This is a genomic window from Tatumella sp. JGM130 (assembly GCF_018257525.1).
Classification (GTDB): Bacteria; Pseudomonadota; Gammaproteobacteria; order Enterobacterales; family Enterobacteriaceae; genus Tatumella; species Tatumella punctata.
The window spans coordinates 1-13,869 of sequence record NZ_JAERJS010000010.1; the positions used below are offsets into that span (position 1 = coordinate 1).

Annotated in this window: 19 protein-coding genes; 12 read left to right on the forward strand and 7 right to left on the reverse strand. The window is 50.6% G+C overall.

Annotated features, from left to right (window positions below; genetic code table 11):
* The first annotated feature begins 350 nt into the window (after positions 1-350).
* The 3 genes from lldR (at position 351) to JK211_RS06565 (ending at position 2,784) form a co-directional block, all read left to right on the forward strand.
* Positions 351-1,130 (forward strand): transcriptional regulator LldR, encoded by a 780-nt coding sequence (gene lldR / locus JK211_RS06555; protein ID WP_212707877.1) that lies wholly within the window; start codon positions 351-353, stop codon positions 1,128-1,130.
* A gap of 2 nt (positions 1,131-1,132) precedes the next feature.
* The gene (lldD, locus tag JK211_RS06560; protein ID WP_212707878.1) at positions 1,133-2,284 is read left to right on the forward strand and encodes an FMN-dependent L-lactate dehydrogenase LldD; all 1,152 of its coding nucleotides are present in this window, start codon (positions 1,133-1,135) and stop codon (positions 2,282-2,284) included.
* A 71-nt stretch (positions 2,285-2,355) separates the two neighbouring features.
* Complete coding sequence (locus tag JK211_RS06565; protein ID WP_212707879.1) at positions 2,356-2,784, forward strand: OsmC family protein; 429 nt, start codon at positions 2,356-2,358, stop codon at positions 2,782-2,784.
* Positions 2,785-2,814: 30 nt separating this feature from the next.
* Here the strand turns inward: JK211_RS06565 and JK211_RS06570 are convergent, their stop codons facing one another.
* Complete coding sequence (locus JK211_RS06570; protein WP_212707973.1) at positions 2,815-3,096, reverse strand: hypothetical protein; 282 nt, start codon at positions 3,094-3,096, stop codon at positions 2,815-2,817.
* Between the two features lie 63 nt (positions 3,097-3,159).
* Positions 3,160-3,345: a hypothetical protein gene (locus JK211_RS06575; protein ID WP_212707880.1), complete on the reverse strand. Its 186-nt coding sequence runs from the start codon at positions 3,343-3,345 to the stop codon at positions 3,160-3,162.
* Positions 3,346-3,562: 217 nt separating this feature from the next.
* Here JK211_RS06575 and JK211_RS06580 point away from each other — a divergent pair, with 217 nt between their 5' ends.
* On the forward strand, positions 3,563-3,766 hold the full coding sequence (locus JK211_RS06580) for a hypothetical protein (RefSeq protein ID WP_212707881.1): 204 nt from the start codon (positions 3,563-3,565) through the stop codon (positions 3,764-3,766).
* Between the two features lie 55 nt (positions 3,767-3,821).
* On the opposite strand, the gene JK211_RS06585 is transcribed toward JK211_RS06580, so the two are convergent.
* Complete coding sequence (locus JK211_RS06585) at positions 3,822-4,475, reverse strand: CPBP family intramembrane glutamic endopeptidase (protein ID WP_212707882.1); 654 nt, start codon at positions 4,473-4,475, stop codon at positions 3,822-3,824.
* A 296-nt stretch (positions 4,476-4,771) separates the two neighbouring features.
* Here JK211_RS06585 and JK211_RS06590 point away from each other — a divergent pair, with 296 nt between their 5' ends.
* The 5 genes from JK211_RS06590 (at position 4,772) to lpxO (ending at position 7,583) form a co-directional block, all read left to right on the forward strand.
* The gene (locus JK211_RS06590) at positions 4,772-5,062 is read left to right on the forward strand and encodes an I78 family peptidase inhibitor (RefSeq protein WP_212707883.1); all 291 of its coding nucleotides are present in this window, start codon (positions 4,772-4,774) and stop codon (positions 5,060-5,062) included.
* A 318-nt stretch (positions 5,063-5,380) separates the two neighbouring features.
* Complete coding sequence (locus tag JK211_RS06595; protein ID WP_212707884.1) at positions 5,381-5,527, forward strand: hypothetical protein; 147 nt, start codon at positions 5,381-5,383, stop codon at positions 5,525-5,527.
* Positions 5,528-5,788: 261 nt separating this feature from the next.
* On the forward strand, positions 5,789-6,058 hold the full coding sequence (locus tag JK211_RS06600) for a sigma-S stabilization anti-adapter protein IraP (protein ID WP_212707885.1): 270 nt from the start codon (positions 5,789-5,791) through the stop codon (positions 6,056-6,058).
* 87 nt (positions 6,059-6,145) lie between these two features.
* Entirely contained in the window at positions 6,146-6,454 is a 309-nt protein-coding gene (locus tag JK211_RS06605) for a PsiF family protein (protein ID WP_212707886.1), read from the forward strand.
* A 214-nt stretch (positions 6,455-6,668) separates the two neighbouring features.
* Entirely contained in the window at positions 6,669-7,583 is a 915-nt protein-coding gene (lpxO, locus tag JK211_RS06610) for a lipid A hydroxylase LpxO (protein ID WP_212707887.1), read from the forward strand.
* 44 nt (positions 7,584-7,627) lie between these two features.
* Here lpxO and proC read toward each other — a convergent pair whose 3' ends face one another.
* Positions 7,628-8,440 carry a pyrroline-5-carboxylate reductase gene (proC, locus tag JK211_RS06615; RefSeq protein ID WP_212707888.1) on the reverse strand — a complete coding sequence of 271 codons (813 nt, stop codon included), beginning with the start codon at positions 8,438-8,440 and terminating at the stop codon, positions 7,628-7,630.
* 156 nt (positions 8,441-8,596) lie between these two features.
* Between proC and JK211_RS06620 the strand changes: the two genes are divergently transcribed.
* On the forward strand, positions 8,597-9,040 hold the full coding sequence (locus JK211_RS06620; protein ID WP_212707889.1) for a YaiI/YqxD family protein: 444 nt from the start codon (positions 8,597-8,599) through the stop codon (positions 9,038-9,040).
* A gap of 31 nt (positions 9,041-9,071) precedes the next feature.
* On the opposite strand, the gene JK211_RS06625 is transcribed toward JK211_RS06620, so the two are convergent.
* Entirely contained in the window at positions 9,072-9,770 is a 699-nt protein-coding gene (locus JK211_RS06625; RefSeq protein WP_212707970.1) for a DUF2076 domain-containing protein, read from the reverse strand.
* A gap of 356 nt (positions 9,771-10,126) precedes the next feature.
* Here JK211_RS06625 and aroL point away from each other — a divergent pair, with 356 nt between their 5' ends.
* Positions 10,127-10,651 carry a shikimate kinase AroL gene (gene aroL, locus JK211_RS06630; protein ID WP_212707890.1) on the forward strand — a complete coding sequence of 175 codons (525 nt, stop codon included), beginning with the start codon at positions 10,127-10,129 and terminating at the stop codon, positions 10,649-10,651.
* 248 nt (positions 10,652-10,899) lie between these two features.
* Positions 10,900-11,184, forward strand: coding sequence for a pyrimidine/purine nucleoside phosphorylase (gene ppnP, locus JK211_RS06635; RefSeq protein WP_212707891.1), 285 nt, complete (start codon positions 10,900-10,902; stop codon positions 11,182-11,184).
* Positions 11,185-11,229: 45 nt separating this feature from the next.
* Here the strand turns inward: ppnP and rdgC are convergent, their stop codons facing one another.
* Together rdgC and eat are read right to left on the reverse strand one after the other, a co-directional pair.
* Positions 11,230-12,141, reverse strand: coding sequence for a recombination-associated protein RdgC (gene rdgC, locus JK211_RS06640; protein WP_212707892.1), 912 nt, complete (start codon positions 12,139-12,141; stop codon positions 11,230-11,232).
* 146 nt (positions 12,142-12,287) lie between these two features.
* On the reverse strand, positions 12,288-13,655 hold the full coding sequence (eat, locus tag JK211_RS06645) for an ethanolamine permease (RefSeq protein WP_212707893.1): 1,368 nt from the start codon (positions 13,653-13,655) through the stop codon (positions 12,288-12,290).
* Positions 13,656-13,869: the final 214 nt, after the last annotated feature.

Consider the following 13,869-nt stretch of genomic DNA (forward strand, 5'->3'; position numbering starts at 1 on the left):
TGGATACCGGGATAATGAATACTTCTTCCTGAAGATAAAAGCAGCGTTCCCCGGTAAAACGCGATGAACCTTTTTTTTGGTTATCACTCTGCGCTCAGGCGATGCTCCGGGGCAGATAGCGTATTAATAACGGCTCACAGTTTCTGCCAGTTCAGACTATTTTGGTCAGACCAGTTTGTCGGGAAAAGTAATATCATTCACAAAACTCATATGAAGTCTGTGATCTGTGCTGAATATACTTAACAAACGTTTTACCCGGTCGTTAGGATACCGCTGACAACACTGCGTTAACATCAGCAGAACACTTATCTACAGACTGACCGGCAGCCTGATCTATTCAGGAGGAGCTAATGAATAAATCGCCAGAAAAACTCACTGATATGCTGGTGAATCGCCTGCAGCTATTGATTAAACAGCAGTCGCTGCAGGCAGGGATGCGGCTACCTTCTGAACGTCAGCTGGCCAGTGATTTGCAGGTTTCCCGCGCATCTGTACGGGAAGCGCTGCAAAAACTGAATAGTGCCGGGATTGTCTGTACTCAGCGCGGCGGTGGCACCTTTATCCGCAAGCAAATCACCCCCTGGTCTGAACGGGTGATTGTCGAGCCTCTGAAAGCATTACTGAGAGATGACCCGGAATACCGTCTGGATATTCTCGAGGCCAGACATGCGCTGGAAGGCGGAACGGCATGGCATGCCGCGCTGCGGGCGACAGCAGAAGATAAGCAGCGCCTGCAATACTGTTTTGATGCCATGAGTGAGTTACAGGCCGGCAGTGATGCCAGTCTGGTCGCTCAGGCGGATGCACGGTTTCATCTGATGATTGCAGAAGCGTCTCATAACGCGGTGTTGTTACAGACTATGCGCGGACTGTTCGATTTATTACACAGTTCGGTGTTACAGAGCCGCCAGCAAATGTTTGCCAGGCAGGATATTGTTGAGCAGTTGTGCGGACAACACTATCAGCTGCTGCAGGCTATCCTGTCAGGCGATGCTGCAGCGGCAAAGAATGCCGCTAACTGTCACCTTAGTTTCGTGCATAAAACCACCCAGCAACTCGATGAAGACTATGCCAGACAACTCAGAATCATTCGTTTGCCTGACGATCTTCCGCAAAGCCCAGAGAATTGATCATGATTATTTCTGCTTCATCTGATTACCGCGCCGCTGCTGAGCGACGTCTGCCGCCCTTTCTGTTTCATTATATTGATGGTGGTGCTTACAGCGAATACACAATGAAACGCAATACGGATGATCTTTCGCAAATCGCCTTACGCCAGCGAGTCTTAAGGAATATGTCATCCCTGAGTCTGGAAACCCGGCTGTTTAACGAAACATTATCAATGCCGGTGGCTCTGGGGCCGGTGGGTCTGACGGGAATGTATGCCCGCCGCGGAGAAGTACAGGCAGCCAAAGCCGCTTCGGACGCCGGAATACCTTTTACCTTGTCGACAGTCTCTGTTTGTCCGATCGAAGAAGTGGCGCCGGCGATGTCCCGGCCAATGTGGTTCCAGTTATATGTCCTGCGCGATCGCGGATTTATGCGTAATGCACTGGAAAGGGCAAAAGCAGCCGGCTGTACCACCCTGGTCTTTACGGTAGATATGCCCACCCCCGGCGCACGTTACCGTGATGCTCATTCAGGAATGAGCGGGCCGTTTGCAGCATCACGGCGTTACTTACAGTCGGTTCAGCACCCTCGCTGGGCATGGGATGTGGGTGTACTTGGCAGGCCCCATGATCTCGGTAATGTATCGGCTTACCTGGGGAAACCGACCGCACTGGAAGACTATATTGGCTGGCTGGCGAAAAACTTTGATCCGTCGATTTCCTGGAAAGACCTGGAGTGGATCCGTGATTTCTGGGACGGTCCGATGGTGATTAAAGGCATTCTGGATCCTGAAGATGCAAAAGATGCCGTCCGCTTTGGTGCTGATGGTATTGTGGTATCGAATCATGGTGGCCGGCAACTGGATGGTGTCTTATCGACGGCACGGGCAATGCCGGCAATTGCTGATGCAGTAAAAGGTGATCTTACCCTGCTGGCAGACAGTGGTATCCGCAACGGTCTGGATGTGGTGCGGATGCTGGCACTGGGTGCAGATACCGTATTACTGGGCCGGGCATTTATTTATGCACTGGCTGCCCATGGGCAGCAGGGTGTGGAAAATCTGCTGACGCTGATCGCGAATGAAATGCGTGTGGCGATGACACTGACCGGGGCTAAATCGGTGAGTGATATCAGCCGGGAATTACTGGCGGCTAATCACCTGCTGGTGGGATAAATCGTAAATGCAGGCCGCAGTTTGTTACTGCGGCTATACTTAAGTTTTACGAACCTGAACCGGAGGAACTGATGACTATTCATAAACAAGGCTCGGCCCATTGGGAAGGTGATATTAAGGGCAAAGGAACGGTAAGTACCCTCAGCGGTGCTCTGAGCCAGCAGCCTTACGGGTTTAATACCCGCTTTGAAGATAAGCCCGGTACTAACCCCGAAGAACTGATTGGTGCAGCCCATGCCGCCTGCTTTTCTATGGCTCTTTCCCTGATGCTCGGACAGGCAGGTTATACGCCGAAAAGTATTGATACCGTTGCCGACGTGTCACTGGATAAAAAAGGCGAAGGCTTTGCGATTACCCGTATCGCGCTGGCCAGTGAGGTCGAATTACCGGGCATTGATGAGAAAAAATTTGAAGAAATCATCCTGAAAGCGAAAGCCGGATGTCCGGTGTCGCAGTTACTGGATACGGAAATCACCCTCGACTACACGCTAATGAACTGACAGTGATATGTGCCCGCGCTCAGCGGGCCATTATTCTTCATTTTCCGTATCTTCCTTCACCTGGCGGATAAGCCGTTCCCGGCCGGCCAGCGGGCTCAGTGCTGTACCCTTTACCGGACGCCGCACCCGGGTTACGCGGGCAGGATCGGCAGCAATAAATTCAAAGGTCGGGGCATAGTAAAATGGCAGCCAGCCACCGAATCCGCTTTCCCATTCCCAGCGGACAGGGCAGGGCCAGAGAATCTCCTGATACAGCAGATAATATACCCAGCGCCCGGAGGGTTTACGCGGCCGGGATTTTTTTGTTTTCATCTGTTACCCCGGGTCAGCAAAAAGAGTCACCGCACAAATCGCGGGTGACAGACCGCAGCCGGTTTATTGTGGCTGACGATCACGGTGAACTTCTCCGCAGATCAGTACCGCATGGGGGCGTACTTTATGTATGCGGTCGGCCATCTGCTCACAGCTGACCTGGTCCGGAAATATATGTTCAGATACGGGTAATGCATCACAGGCATCGTTACCACAGGCACTGACTAATAATACAAATCCGATTAACATGACTGGCTCCTTAGCGCAGTGTCCTTGTATCGTGATGACCGGAATCTCAGTATAGCATTGTGATTGGTAACATTTTGCTAATCGACTGTTGCTGCCGTTGTCACTGTTGTTTTGTATAAAAAAACTGAAAAAGACGGCGGTTATTCTGCCAGAGATTAAATAACTGCGTTACACTTCCGCCCTGTATATCGTTAATATTATTTCTACAGGTAACATTATGAAAGAAACCAGTTCTCAGCCGATACAGCACCTTAATGAAGCGATCTCCCAGCCCGCACAGCATCCTAAACAGGCGGCATTGCAGTTAGTTATTGAACTGGTTCGCGCCGGAAAACTGAGTCCGTTACAAGGGGATGCTGCCAATATGATTTCGATTTATGAACAGTTCAAAACCCATTTTGAACAGGAACGTGATCGCTGAAACGCCCTGATTTCTCGCGGGCAGGTTGCGGCCTGTCCCCGGTGCCTGCATGCGGTTACAGGGCCGACAGATAGAAAGCCGGTACCAGTGCTATCAGATTATTTAGTGTATGTAAAAATACCGGCAGCGCCAGCCCGCGGCTTTTCAGTCTTGCCCAGCACAGCAACAGTGAAAATAACGTTAATGCGGCCACCGACTGCCAGTGAACATACTGGGTATGCATGGCAGCAAACAGTAAAGACGTCAGTAACATGGCGGCAAAACGGCTTTTCGGAGCCCACAGCAGAAACGTTTGTAATAAAAAACCGCGAAATAATACCTCTTCAAAAACCGGCGCCAGACAGACTGCGGTGATTAACAGGATAAGCTGTGAACTGCGGGGCTGATTTGCCTGCTCGGATAGCCAGATTTCGGGCAGCAGATATTGTGTTTCTGCCACAATCAGTAGCAACAGCAGCAGACTGAATAGCAGTGTTTGCCACGGCTGCAGTGTGCTGAAAGGAATATCGTTCCGGCGCTGACAATAAAAACGGTATAACGGATAAATCACCGCAAATTCAAACACGCAGAGTACCGGAACCAGCAAACCGCTGGCCCGCAGGGCGGCAAAATTAGGAAACAGCGTAATCATCAGTGTTATCAGGTAGTAGATAACAAAACTACCCAGATAAAACGCAGTCAGTGTAATTTTATCTGATTGAGTGTTCATTGTTCGCCCGGTAGTAGGAATCTTCTGAATAGTATCAATGGCACAAATCACTGTCGAGTCAGGCGATGCAATCACCGCCGGGTTTTGTTAATGCATCGGTACAGGCTGAGGTTATAATCACATCTGAGTCTGCCCGGGTCTGCGGGCCAGGTTGTAAAGGTAATATCCGTCCTTTCGGCGGGGGATTTTGTACCATAGATGTTATTAGATGAAGGGCTGTGCCCTGCAATATCAGGACCCGGTAGCGATGTAAAGGCCCGCAACTGTATTACCGGTCCTGTACCTGAGGAATAAAGATGAAAACATATGGCAGAGTATTACTTATCACTGGCTTTCTGTTACTGGCGGGCTGCCAGTCGTCCGCTAAGCCATCACAGACAGCCTATGTCCCTGATGATGATATGTGTGGTGCTTCTGATTATCAGCAGTACCTCGGTAAACCACTGTCGTCGGTGAATAATCTGCGTTTTGATAATCCGGTTCGGGCAATTGGCTATCATTCTGTGGTCGCCATGGATTTTAACCTGCGCCGCCTGAATTTCTTTGCTGACAGCCAGGGAATGATCAGCAGGGTATACTGCGGATAAAAGTGCTGCTGTCATCAGAAAGTCATTATTCACCTCTATACTCTGATGCTGTTCGTTATCAGATGTATTTCCCGCTCCGGCGGGCTTTTTCTGGCGCATCACTTCTGTCACTCTGTTATCCGCAGGGTGAACTTACGTTATTTTCAGCCCGTTTCTGCGTGACGTCCGCCGTTTACCATCACTTTTTTGTCTGCCCGCTGTAAGATAATTGTCAGGTTGTATGTCATAAAATCAATGGCCCGTTGAAACGGATAATTCTTATCATCTGCGCGGATATACTGACGGCGATTTCAGAGAACAATTATCAGCGGGGTCATTATGTTACGTTTGATTAAAATTTCTGCAGTGCTGGGCGTTGTTGTGATGCTTAACGGTTGTATTTTCCCGCCGCCGGGTGGCGGGGGCTGGGGAGGCGGAGGGCCTGGCGGCGGCGGCGGGCCTCACTATGGCGATAACGGACGCTGAATAACTGCCGGCAGATAATTGCCGGAGGGCACCCTGGATACCAGGGCCCTCCGGAGATAATATCGCATCTGATCTTTTCTCACCGTTCTGCGTGGCATGATCTGCTGGTATGTCTGCCGCTGACCTGTCGCAAGCAATGATTTCCCGCGAACCCCGTCTTTTTTTGTTTTTTTCTCCTCGTTTGCCAGCCATTTAGTAAAAAAATCTGCATTTTTATTTATTTAATGTTACCGTCAGCAGCAGATAATGCTGAGGTTAATTATGAACAACCTAATCGCTGAGCTGTTAATCAAACTGGCAGAGAAAGACGAAGAGTATAAGCTTCAGACCGAGCGAATGGCAGCTATGGAAGTGATTTTATCGCTCATGCTGGAAAGTTTACCTGCGGAGACTGTTTCTTTATTTGAGGAAAAGTTTCAGCAGCAGCTATTGAGTAATAATGATCCATTTTCAATAAAGGCTGAGTCTTTTTCATATAGCCGTTGCCTGGACGCTATATCGGCAATAAAATATCCGTTGTCTGACGGATAATAGCTGTTAAATTACGAATAATATGACTTCCCGCAACACGGGGGGGCTATGGCTATCCGGCCGATACTGTTATTACAGGAGTAAGTAATGAATAAACTGATCAGCAGGTTAATACTGTGTGGGTGCTGCGTCACGGCGTCAGTAACAGCAACTGCAGCCGAAAAAACAGCACAACAACAAAAAATGACTGACTGTAATCATCAGGCCAGTTCTCAGAGCCTGAAAGGGGATGCCCGTAAGGGTTTTATGAGTACCTGCCTGAAAAAAGAGAATAACAAAGCTGGTCTGACCACACAGCAGCAAAAAATGAAAACCTGTAACGCTGATGCCAAACAAAAAGCATTGAAAGGTGATGCGCGTAAGTCATTTATGAGTAGCTGCCTGAAAAAAAGCTGAGTATACCCTTGTTGCTATGATGTCTCTGACAGACAGTCTCAGTCAGAGACTGTCTGTCAGATTTTTATTTGTAACATTTATTCTGTGATATATATTCGCACTTGCGGCTAAGAAAATCTTCCGTATTACCCTAAAATTCCGCCGCAGTTTAATTTACCGCTATTTAATTACGGTAATGCTTTGCTTATTCTCAGCATAATTAAGGAAGAGAACGATGGCAGCGCTTATTATTATTTGCGTTTTTTTTATCAGTGTATTTTATGCCCATTCCCGCGGAAAAATAAGACAGAAGTTTTCCAGGCAATTATTTGATCATTCAACCTTTATGGCCCCGGTAAACATGTTTATGACCGGGTTCTCGGCATTGCCATCAAAGCAGGCATGGTTTCCCGCAGATACGTTTGCTGAGCTGCAGCCTTTACGTGATAACTGGCAGGTTATCAGAGATGAAGCGGTGAACCTGCAAAGCCATATTAAAGCCGCGACGGCAAACAACGATGCCGGTTTTAATACCTTCTTTAAGCGCGGCTGGAAGCGTTTTTATCTCAAATGGTACGGTGATGCACACCCGTCCGCTGAGCAGCTTTGCCCGGTGACCACCCGGCTGGTCAGTTCTATTCCCTGTATCAAAGCTGCAATGTTTGCAGAGTTGCCCGCCGGCAGCTATTTAGGCAAACACCGCGACCCTTATGCCGGATCAGTGCGTTACCATCTGGGGTTATCAACACCGAATGATGAACAGTGCTTTATTGAGGTCGATGGTGTGCGCCGTAGCTGGCATGATGGTGAGGCGATGATTTTTGACGAAACTTTTGTTCACTGGGCACAGAATGATACCGGACAGACCCGCATTATTTTGTTCTGTGATATAGAAAGACCGATGAAATGGCGCTGGGCGCAGGCAGTAAACCACTGGGCAGGACAAACATTAATGTCAGCGGCGGCATCGCCTAATGATGATAGTGACCGTACCGGCACCATTAATCGGTTATTTAAATACGTAAATGCCGCCCGTGATGCGGGACAAAGACTCAAAAAGCGGAACCGTAAACTTTATTACCTGCTGAAAAATGGTGTGATTACACTGATTTTTCTGGGACTGATTATCTCGGTCTTTAAACACTGGTGATCCGTGTTGCCGGATACTTTGCGGTATCCGGCAATACACAACCGCTATTTTTTACTTAATGCTTCTGACTTTTCGATACATTTCTGCATTGCCAGCATAATAGCCGAACGGAAGCCCTGACTTTCCAGAGTCTGAACCGCTTCGATAGTGGTGCCGCCGGGCGAACATACACTGTCTTTTAACTGTGCCGGATGCTGCCCGGTTTCCAGTACCATCTGTGCTGCCCCTTTGACGGCCTGTGCCGCGAAAGAATAAGCCTGCTGCCTCGGCATCCCGCCCAGAACGGCGGCATCCGCCATGGCTTCAATCATCATAAACACATAGGCCGGTGATGATCCGCTGACGCCGACGACCGGATGAATCAGGTATTCGCTGACCTGTTCTGCTTGACCGAAGCTGCGGAATATTTCGAGGATCGTTGCGGTTTCTTCCGGACTGACCAGGGCATTCGGGGTGACCGAACTCATTCCTTCACCGACTAATGCCGGTGTGTTCGGCATAATACGGATAATTTTACGATCATGACCAAGGATATCGGCTAAGGAATCCAGAGTGACACCGGCTGCAATCGAAACCACCAGGGTCTGTTTACTGATCTGCCCGGCAATGTCGCCCAGTACTTTACGGATAACATTGGGTTTCACTGCCACGACCAGAATATCCGTTTCGCGGGCAATCACTTCGGCACTTTCGGCAGCATGCAGACCATACTCCGCGGACATCTGCTGGTTAGTTGCCACTTTACGGTCAAACACCCAGATATTTTCCGGCGTAATCACCTGGCTTTTAACAATACCGTTAATGATTGCTTTGGTCATATTACCGCAACCGATGAAACCAATTTTTTTATTCAGCATTACCTGTCCTTTGTTGTCGTCGGAAAGCCGCAGTGTGCCTGCGTGATATCAGGTTATCTTTTCCCGGGGGCTGACAGCAACCGGTAAACGGATAAACAGTTGTCCCCGGTGGCCATAATAGTCCACAATTCCGGCTCCGTCCCTTTAGGAGGTATTATGGCTATCTGGGTTGACGCTGATGCCTGCCCGACAGTAATCAAAGAAATACTGTATCGCGCAGCAGAAAGAACACAAACACATATTACTTTTGTCGCTAACCAGTCACTGCGGCTGCCGGCATCACCCTGGCTGCACAGTCTGCGGGTCGCCGCGGGGTTTGATGTGGCCGATAATGAAATTGTCCGCAGGCTGATCCCCGGTGATTTGGTGATCACCGCTGATATTCCTCTGGCGGCGGAAGTGCTGGAAAAAGGGGCTGACGCGCTGAACCCGCGGGGAGAGCGCTACTCTCCGGCGACGATCCGCGAACGCCTGACAATGCGTGATTTTATGGAAACGCTGCGGGCCAGTGGCATTCCTTCCGGCGGTCCGCCGGCACTGAATCAGAAAGACCGGCAGTTATTTGCGAATGAACTGGACAAATGGTTCAGACAGCCCTGAGGCTGCCTGAAACCGGGACGACAGGGGGGAGTTACAGGAAACTATCGTCGTCATCATTAAAGCTGTTATCACCAAAGAAGCTGTCAAAGCCACCGCCGTTATTATTATCATCCCAGCTGGCATTGTCTGCAGGATGCTCGTTGCTGCCGTAATTAAAGGTATCCAGATTCTGATCGTAATCCGGCGTTTCCGGCGGTGCTTCATTAATAATGTTTACAATCTCTTCCGGCTGAGAATGGTGGAACATGCTGGTCAGCATATCTGCCAGTACCACCCCGCCGGCAACACCTGCAGCAGTTTGTAATGCCCCCCCCAGGAAGCCGGTAGTACGGCCCGCTGCCGGAGGTGCAGTGTAGGCTGGTTGTTGCTGAGGCTGCTGTGGTGCCTGTTGCGGATTACCCCATGCTGACTGGGCTGGAGCCTGCTGGCGTTGCTGTGAGTTGCCACCGCCAAATAAACCGGCCAGAAAACCACCACTGCTCTGAGGCTGCTGCTGTTGTTGCAGCTGTTGTAAACGGGTTTCCAGCCCGGCGACCTGATCATTCAGCTTTTTCAGTGCTGCTTCCTGAATAAGTAACGCCTGTGACATATAGTAGGCTGCTGCAGGCTGGTTTTGCAGATGGTTTTTGATTAACTGTTCTGCCCCGGGGTCTCGTGGTCCGCTTTGGGTTTCTGCCTGTTGTAAACGGCTAAACAGACTATCAATCAGTTTTTGTTCTTCGCTCTGCATGGTGAAACCTCTTTTTATCATCTTTATTACACCCCGGCTGTATATCAGTGAGGGTGGTTGTGACTGTCTGTGACTCCGGGTGCCGGTGTTGGTCACTGCTGTTACCTGCACCCTGCAATTATTGTTTGGTGACTGCACCCTGTTAAACAGTTATGCCGGAGTTATATATGGGGGTGCCGGCCGGTAAAGTAAATGCAAACGCAGTAAAAAAATATTGCGGTATCCCGCCCGGCCACAAATATCGATGTTTTCCGCCGCTGGCGGTTGTCGGCGGGTGGCTGTCAGGGGCAATTCCGGTTATCATGCACAGGTTTACATCCAGTCACTTTAACTATCCCGGCGGAGGATCGGTCTTTATGTCATTACCCATCTATCTGATAGGTGCGCGGGGTTGCGGAAAAACAACCATCGGCCATCTGTTATCACAGACACTGGGCTATGCATTTAATGATACGGATCATCATTTGCAATCGTCGCTGCAATGCACCATTGCCCAAATTGTTGCCGAACAAGGGTGGGAAAGCTTTCGGGATAAAGAGTCAGCATCACTGATTCAGGTGACGACGGCATCGGCAGTGATTGCAACCGGCGGCGGTATTATCCTGCGCCCGGAAAATTGCCAGCATATGCGTGAACATGGCCGGGTTTTCTGGCTGAAGGCTGAACCGCAGGAACTGGCTAAGCGCTTAACGGTGGATCCGGAAGCCGGACAGCGTCCGACCCTGACAGGCAGACCGATCACCGAAGAAATGAGCGATGTGCTGAAAATCCGCAGTCCGCTTTATTCATCCACAGCTCACCATATTATTGATGCTTCCCGTCCTCCTCAGGAAGTGGTGGATAATATATTGCAGGTATTATCACAACAGCGAGCCGGTTAGCCTGCCCCGGTTCGCCTTTCTGCCGGTAGCCTGTTATACCGGCCATTTTTCCGCAGTTGTTCTCTGGTCTGCTATTTTAAAGAAACTTTGCCCGTTCCTGATACCAGAAACCAGCCGAAACTGCTCTGTCAGCTCTGAGCGGTAGCGGAAATGGTTAAGCTGATGATGTGGCTGATTATTTACGTGACAAGTCGATCTGACAGCTTTTACACTGTCTGCAACATCCTGCTGACGATTAAGGAAACTGCATGCTGAAGTCTAATGAGTACTTTGAAGGTAAGGTCAAATCGATTGGTTTTGAAAACACCCTGTCAGGCAGCGCCTCTGTCGGTGTTATGTCTGCGGGCGAATATACCTTTGGTACCGGTAAGCCGGAAGAAATGACGGTTGTCAGTGGATCACTGAAGGTATTGTTACCGGGTGAAACCGAATGGCGCTGGTATGAAGCAGGACAGGTATTTAATGTGCCGGGGAACAGTGAGTTTTATTTACAGGTTGCTGAAGACAGTGCTTATCTGTGTCGCTATCTGTAAATGATGGTACGCCATGCTCTGCCTGTGCAGGGCATGGCGCAGTGATCAGCGCCGGGCTTCGCCGCCCAGGGCTTCCACCAGTGCTTCGGTAAACATCGCCAGCTCACCGGTCATCAGGGTAAAATCCGCATCAAAGCGTAAGGCCTGATCTTCCCGGTCGATATCATCATTTTGTTCACGCAGCGTTTCGCTGAATTTCAGCCTTTTGAGTGAACCGTCATCACAAACCATAAACTGTAATCGCTCCTGCCAGTCGAGGGCCAGTTTTGTCACCCGTTTTCCGGCCTCGATATGCAGGGCAATTTCGTCACTGACCAGCGCCTGTTTTTTACAGCGGATCACGCCACCTTCTTCCAGAGTCGCTTTCAGTTCGGCTTCATCCAGCAGGGTAAAACCTGCCGGCAGGCTGCCGGAACGTACCCATTCGGTCAGCGTCAGTTCGACGGGCGTTTCCAGTGTCAGCGGGACAACCGGCAACGAACCGAGGCTTTTGCGCAACAATGCCAGCAGGTCTTCTGCTTTTTTGGCACTGGCGCTGTCGACCATAATCAGCTGGTGTCGGGTATCAATCCACAGCCAGGTCTGGCTGTAGCGGCTGAAAGCGCGCGGCAACAGGCTATGGATCACTTCATCTTTCAGGGAATCTTTCTCAGTTTTTTTCAGCTTACGTTGCTGGGTAGCTTCCAGATGACTGATTTTGGCCTCAAGGGCTTGTTTGATCACCGGGGAGGGCAGGATTTTCTCTTCTTTACGGGCGCAGAGCAGCATCTGACCGTTACTGACATGGACCAGTGCGTCGGCCTTATCATTCAGTGGTGCTATCCAGCCGGTTTTTACCTGATCCTGGCTGCCACAGGGGGTGAAACTGCATGCCTCCAGTTGCTTTTCCATGTCATCGGCAGACAGCGGGATTTCACGGTTGAGACGGTAAACCATCATATTTTTAAACCACAGCATCTGAGTTCCTTAAGCCAGCATTTTCCGGAATGTCTGACAGATGATACCCAATCACTGGCCTGGTTTCAGCAACTACTGTAATAAATAACAGTATCTGAAGGGGGCAGGTGATATAACCGGCGGATAAATATCACCTGCCCGCGGGCTTATTCCTGACTCATCAGTAACGCATCGTGCGGCGCCTGTCGGCGCTGGTTGCTGGTCAGGCGGAAGTACAGATAACCGGCCGCCATGATCACCACAAACAGCAGTGCGATGACCGGGTTAAACCACACCATTGAAACCAGGCAGATCACTGCCAGCAGCAGGGCGATCGCCGGGACCAGCGGGTATCCCGGCGCACGGAAACTGCGAATCATGGCCGGTTCAGTGCGGCGCAGGCGGAACAGGCTCAGCATACTCATGATATACATAACAATGGCACCAAAAACGGCCAGAGTGATCATCGCGGCGGTCAGGGACATGCCCTGCAGGTGGATCCAGTTATCGCTGAAAATAGCGGCAATACCTATTACTCCACCGGCGAGGGTTGCCCGGTAAGGCGTCCTGAAACGGGACAGTTTCGCCAGCGGCCGGGGCAGATATCCGGCACGGGCCAGGGCAAAAAATTGCCGGGAGAACCCGAGAATAATCCCGTGAAAACTGGCCACCAGACCGAACAGACCAATCCATACCAGCATATGCATCCAACGGGAATGTTCACCGACGATCATTTTCATTGCCTGTGGCAGCGGATCATTAATATCGGACAGCTTACGCCAGTCTCCGGCTCCGCCAGCCAGCAGCATCACGCCTATTGCCAGTACCACCAGGGTCAGGATCCCTGCAATATAAGCCCGCGGGATATTTTTACGCGGATCTTTTGCTTCTTCGGCGGCCATGGCGGCACCTTCAATGGCCAGGAAAAACCAGATAGCAAAGGGAATTGCTGCAAAAACCCCGCTGATGGCCTGCAGACCGAAACCATCTGCACCGGCCCAGCCATGGGCTGTAAAATTGGTCAGGCGGAACCCCGGAGAGACGACCCCCATAAAAACCAGTAATTCGATCACTGCCAGGATGGTGACAATCAGCTCAAACATAGCGGCCAGCTTAACGCCCAGAATATTGAGGCTCATAAATACCAGATAAGCAACTACCGCTGCAATTTTCGGGTCCAGAGCCGGAAACTGGACATTCAGATAGGCACCGATAGCCAGTGCAATCGCCGGCGGGGCAAAGACAAATTCGATCAGCGTCGCCAGCCCGGCAATCAGGCCGCCGGTTTCCCCGAATGCTCTGCGGCTGTAGGCAAAGGGGCCGCCCGCGTGAGGGATAGCGGTGGTTAATTCGGTAAAACTAAAAATAAAGCAGCCGTACATCAGGGCTATCAGCAGTGTGGTCATCAGAAATCCCAGAGTACCGGCGACACCCCAGCCATAACTCCAGCCAAAATATTCGCCCGAAATCACCAGGCCGACGGCAATTCCCCATAAGGAAAAGGTGCCGAGGGTGGGTTTGAGTTTTGTTGTCATGTGTCTGTCCCCGTCGTGTGTTGGCACTCCGCCGATACTCTGTCCGGCGCAATAAGCTGTCTGCCGGATAATGCCGCGCAGCGGGGGGCAATACCTGACCGCAGTTGTCACAATTCTGTCATTTGAAGTCAACTTCCTCCCGCGACCGGCAAACATTGTCGTGCAAAGCCAGGTTTTGTTACTGGCGGGTCAGGAAACCGGCCCTTTATCGCAG

What these genes read in the sequence shown, in the direction of transcription:
- lldR (WP_212707877.1), top strand. Translation starts at nt 351, where the DNA reads ATGAATAAATCGCCAGAAAAACTCACTGATATGCTGGTGAATCGCCTG.
- lldD (WP_212707878.1), top strand. Translation starts at nt 1,133, where the DNA reads ATGATTATTTCTGCTTCATCTGATTACCGCGCCGCTGCTGAGCGACGT.
- JK211_RS06565 (WP_212707879.1), top strand. Translation starts at nt 2,356, where the DNA reads ATGACTATTCATAAACAAGGCTCGGCCCATTGGGAAGGTGATATTAAG.
- JK211_RS06570 (WP_212707973.1), bottom strand. Translation starts at nt 3,096, where the DNA reads ATGAAAACAAAAAAATCCCGGCCGCGTAAACCCTCCGGGCGCTGGGTA.
- JK211_RS06575 (WP_212707880.1), bottom strand. Translation starts at nt 3,345, where the DNA reads ATGTTAATCGGATTTGTATTATTAGTCAGTGCCTGTGGTAACGATGCC.
- JK211_RS06580 (WP_212707881.1), top strand. Translation starts at nt 3,563, where the DNA reads ATGAAAGAAACCAGTTCTCAGCCGATACAGCACCTTAATGAAGCGATC.
- JK211_RS06585 (WP_212707882.1), bottom strand. Translation starts at nt 4,475, where the DNA reads ATGAACACTCAATCAGATAAAATTACACTGACTGCGTTTTATCTGGGT.
- JK211_RS06590 (WP_212707883.1), top strand. Translation starts at nt 4,772, where the DNA reads ATGAAAACATATGGCAGAGTATTACTTATCACTGGCTTTCTGTTACTG.
- JK211_RS06595 (WP_212707884.1), top strand. Translation starts at nt 5,381, where the DNA reads ATGTTACGTTTGATTAAAATTTCTGCAGTGCTGGGCGTTGTTGTGATG.
- JK211_RS06600 (WP_212707885.1), top strand. Translation starts at nt 5,789, where the DNA reads ATGAACAACCTAATCGCTGAGCTGTTAATCAAACTGGCAGAGAAAGAC.
- JK211_RS06605 (WP_212707886.1), top strand. Translation starts at nt 6,146, where the DNA reads ATGAATAAACTGATCAGCAGGTTAATACTGTGTGGGTGCTGCGTCACG.
- lpxO (WP_212707887.1), top strand. Translation starts at nt 6,669, where the DNA reads ATGGCAGCGCTTATTATTATTTGCGTTTTTTTTATCAGTGTATTTTAT.
- proC (WP_212707888.1), bottom strand. Translation starts at nt 8,440, where the DNA reads ATGCTGAATAAAAAAATTGGTTTCATCGGTTGCGGTAATATGACCAAA.
- JK211_RS06620 (WP_212707889.1), top strand. Translation starts at nt 8,597, where the DNA reads ATGGCTATCTGGGTTGACGCTGATGCCTGCCCGACAGTAATCAAAGAA.
- JK211_RS06625 (WP_212707970.1), bottom strand. Translation starts at nt 9,770, where the DNA reads ATGCAGAGCGAAGAACAAAAACTGATTGATAGTCTGTTTAGCCGTTTA.
- aroL (WP_212707890.1), top strand. Translation starts at nt 10,127, where the DNA reads ATGTCATTACCCATCTATCTGATAGGTGCGCGGGGTTGCGGAAAAACA.
- ppnP (WP_212707891.1), top strand. Translation starts at nt 10,900, where the DNA reads ATGCTGAAGTCTAATGAGTACTTTGAAGGTAAGGTCAAATCGATTGGT.
- rdgC (WP_212707892.1), bottom strand. Translation starts at nt 12,141, where the DNA reads ATGCTGTGGTTTAAAAATATGATGGTTTACCGTCTCAACCGTGAAATC.
- eat (WP_212707893.1), bottom strand. Translation starts at nt 13,655, where the DNA reads ATGACAACAAAACTCAAACCCACCCTCGGCACCTTTTCCTTATGGGGA.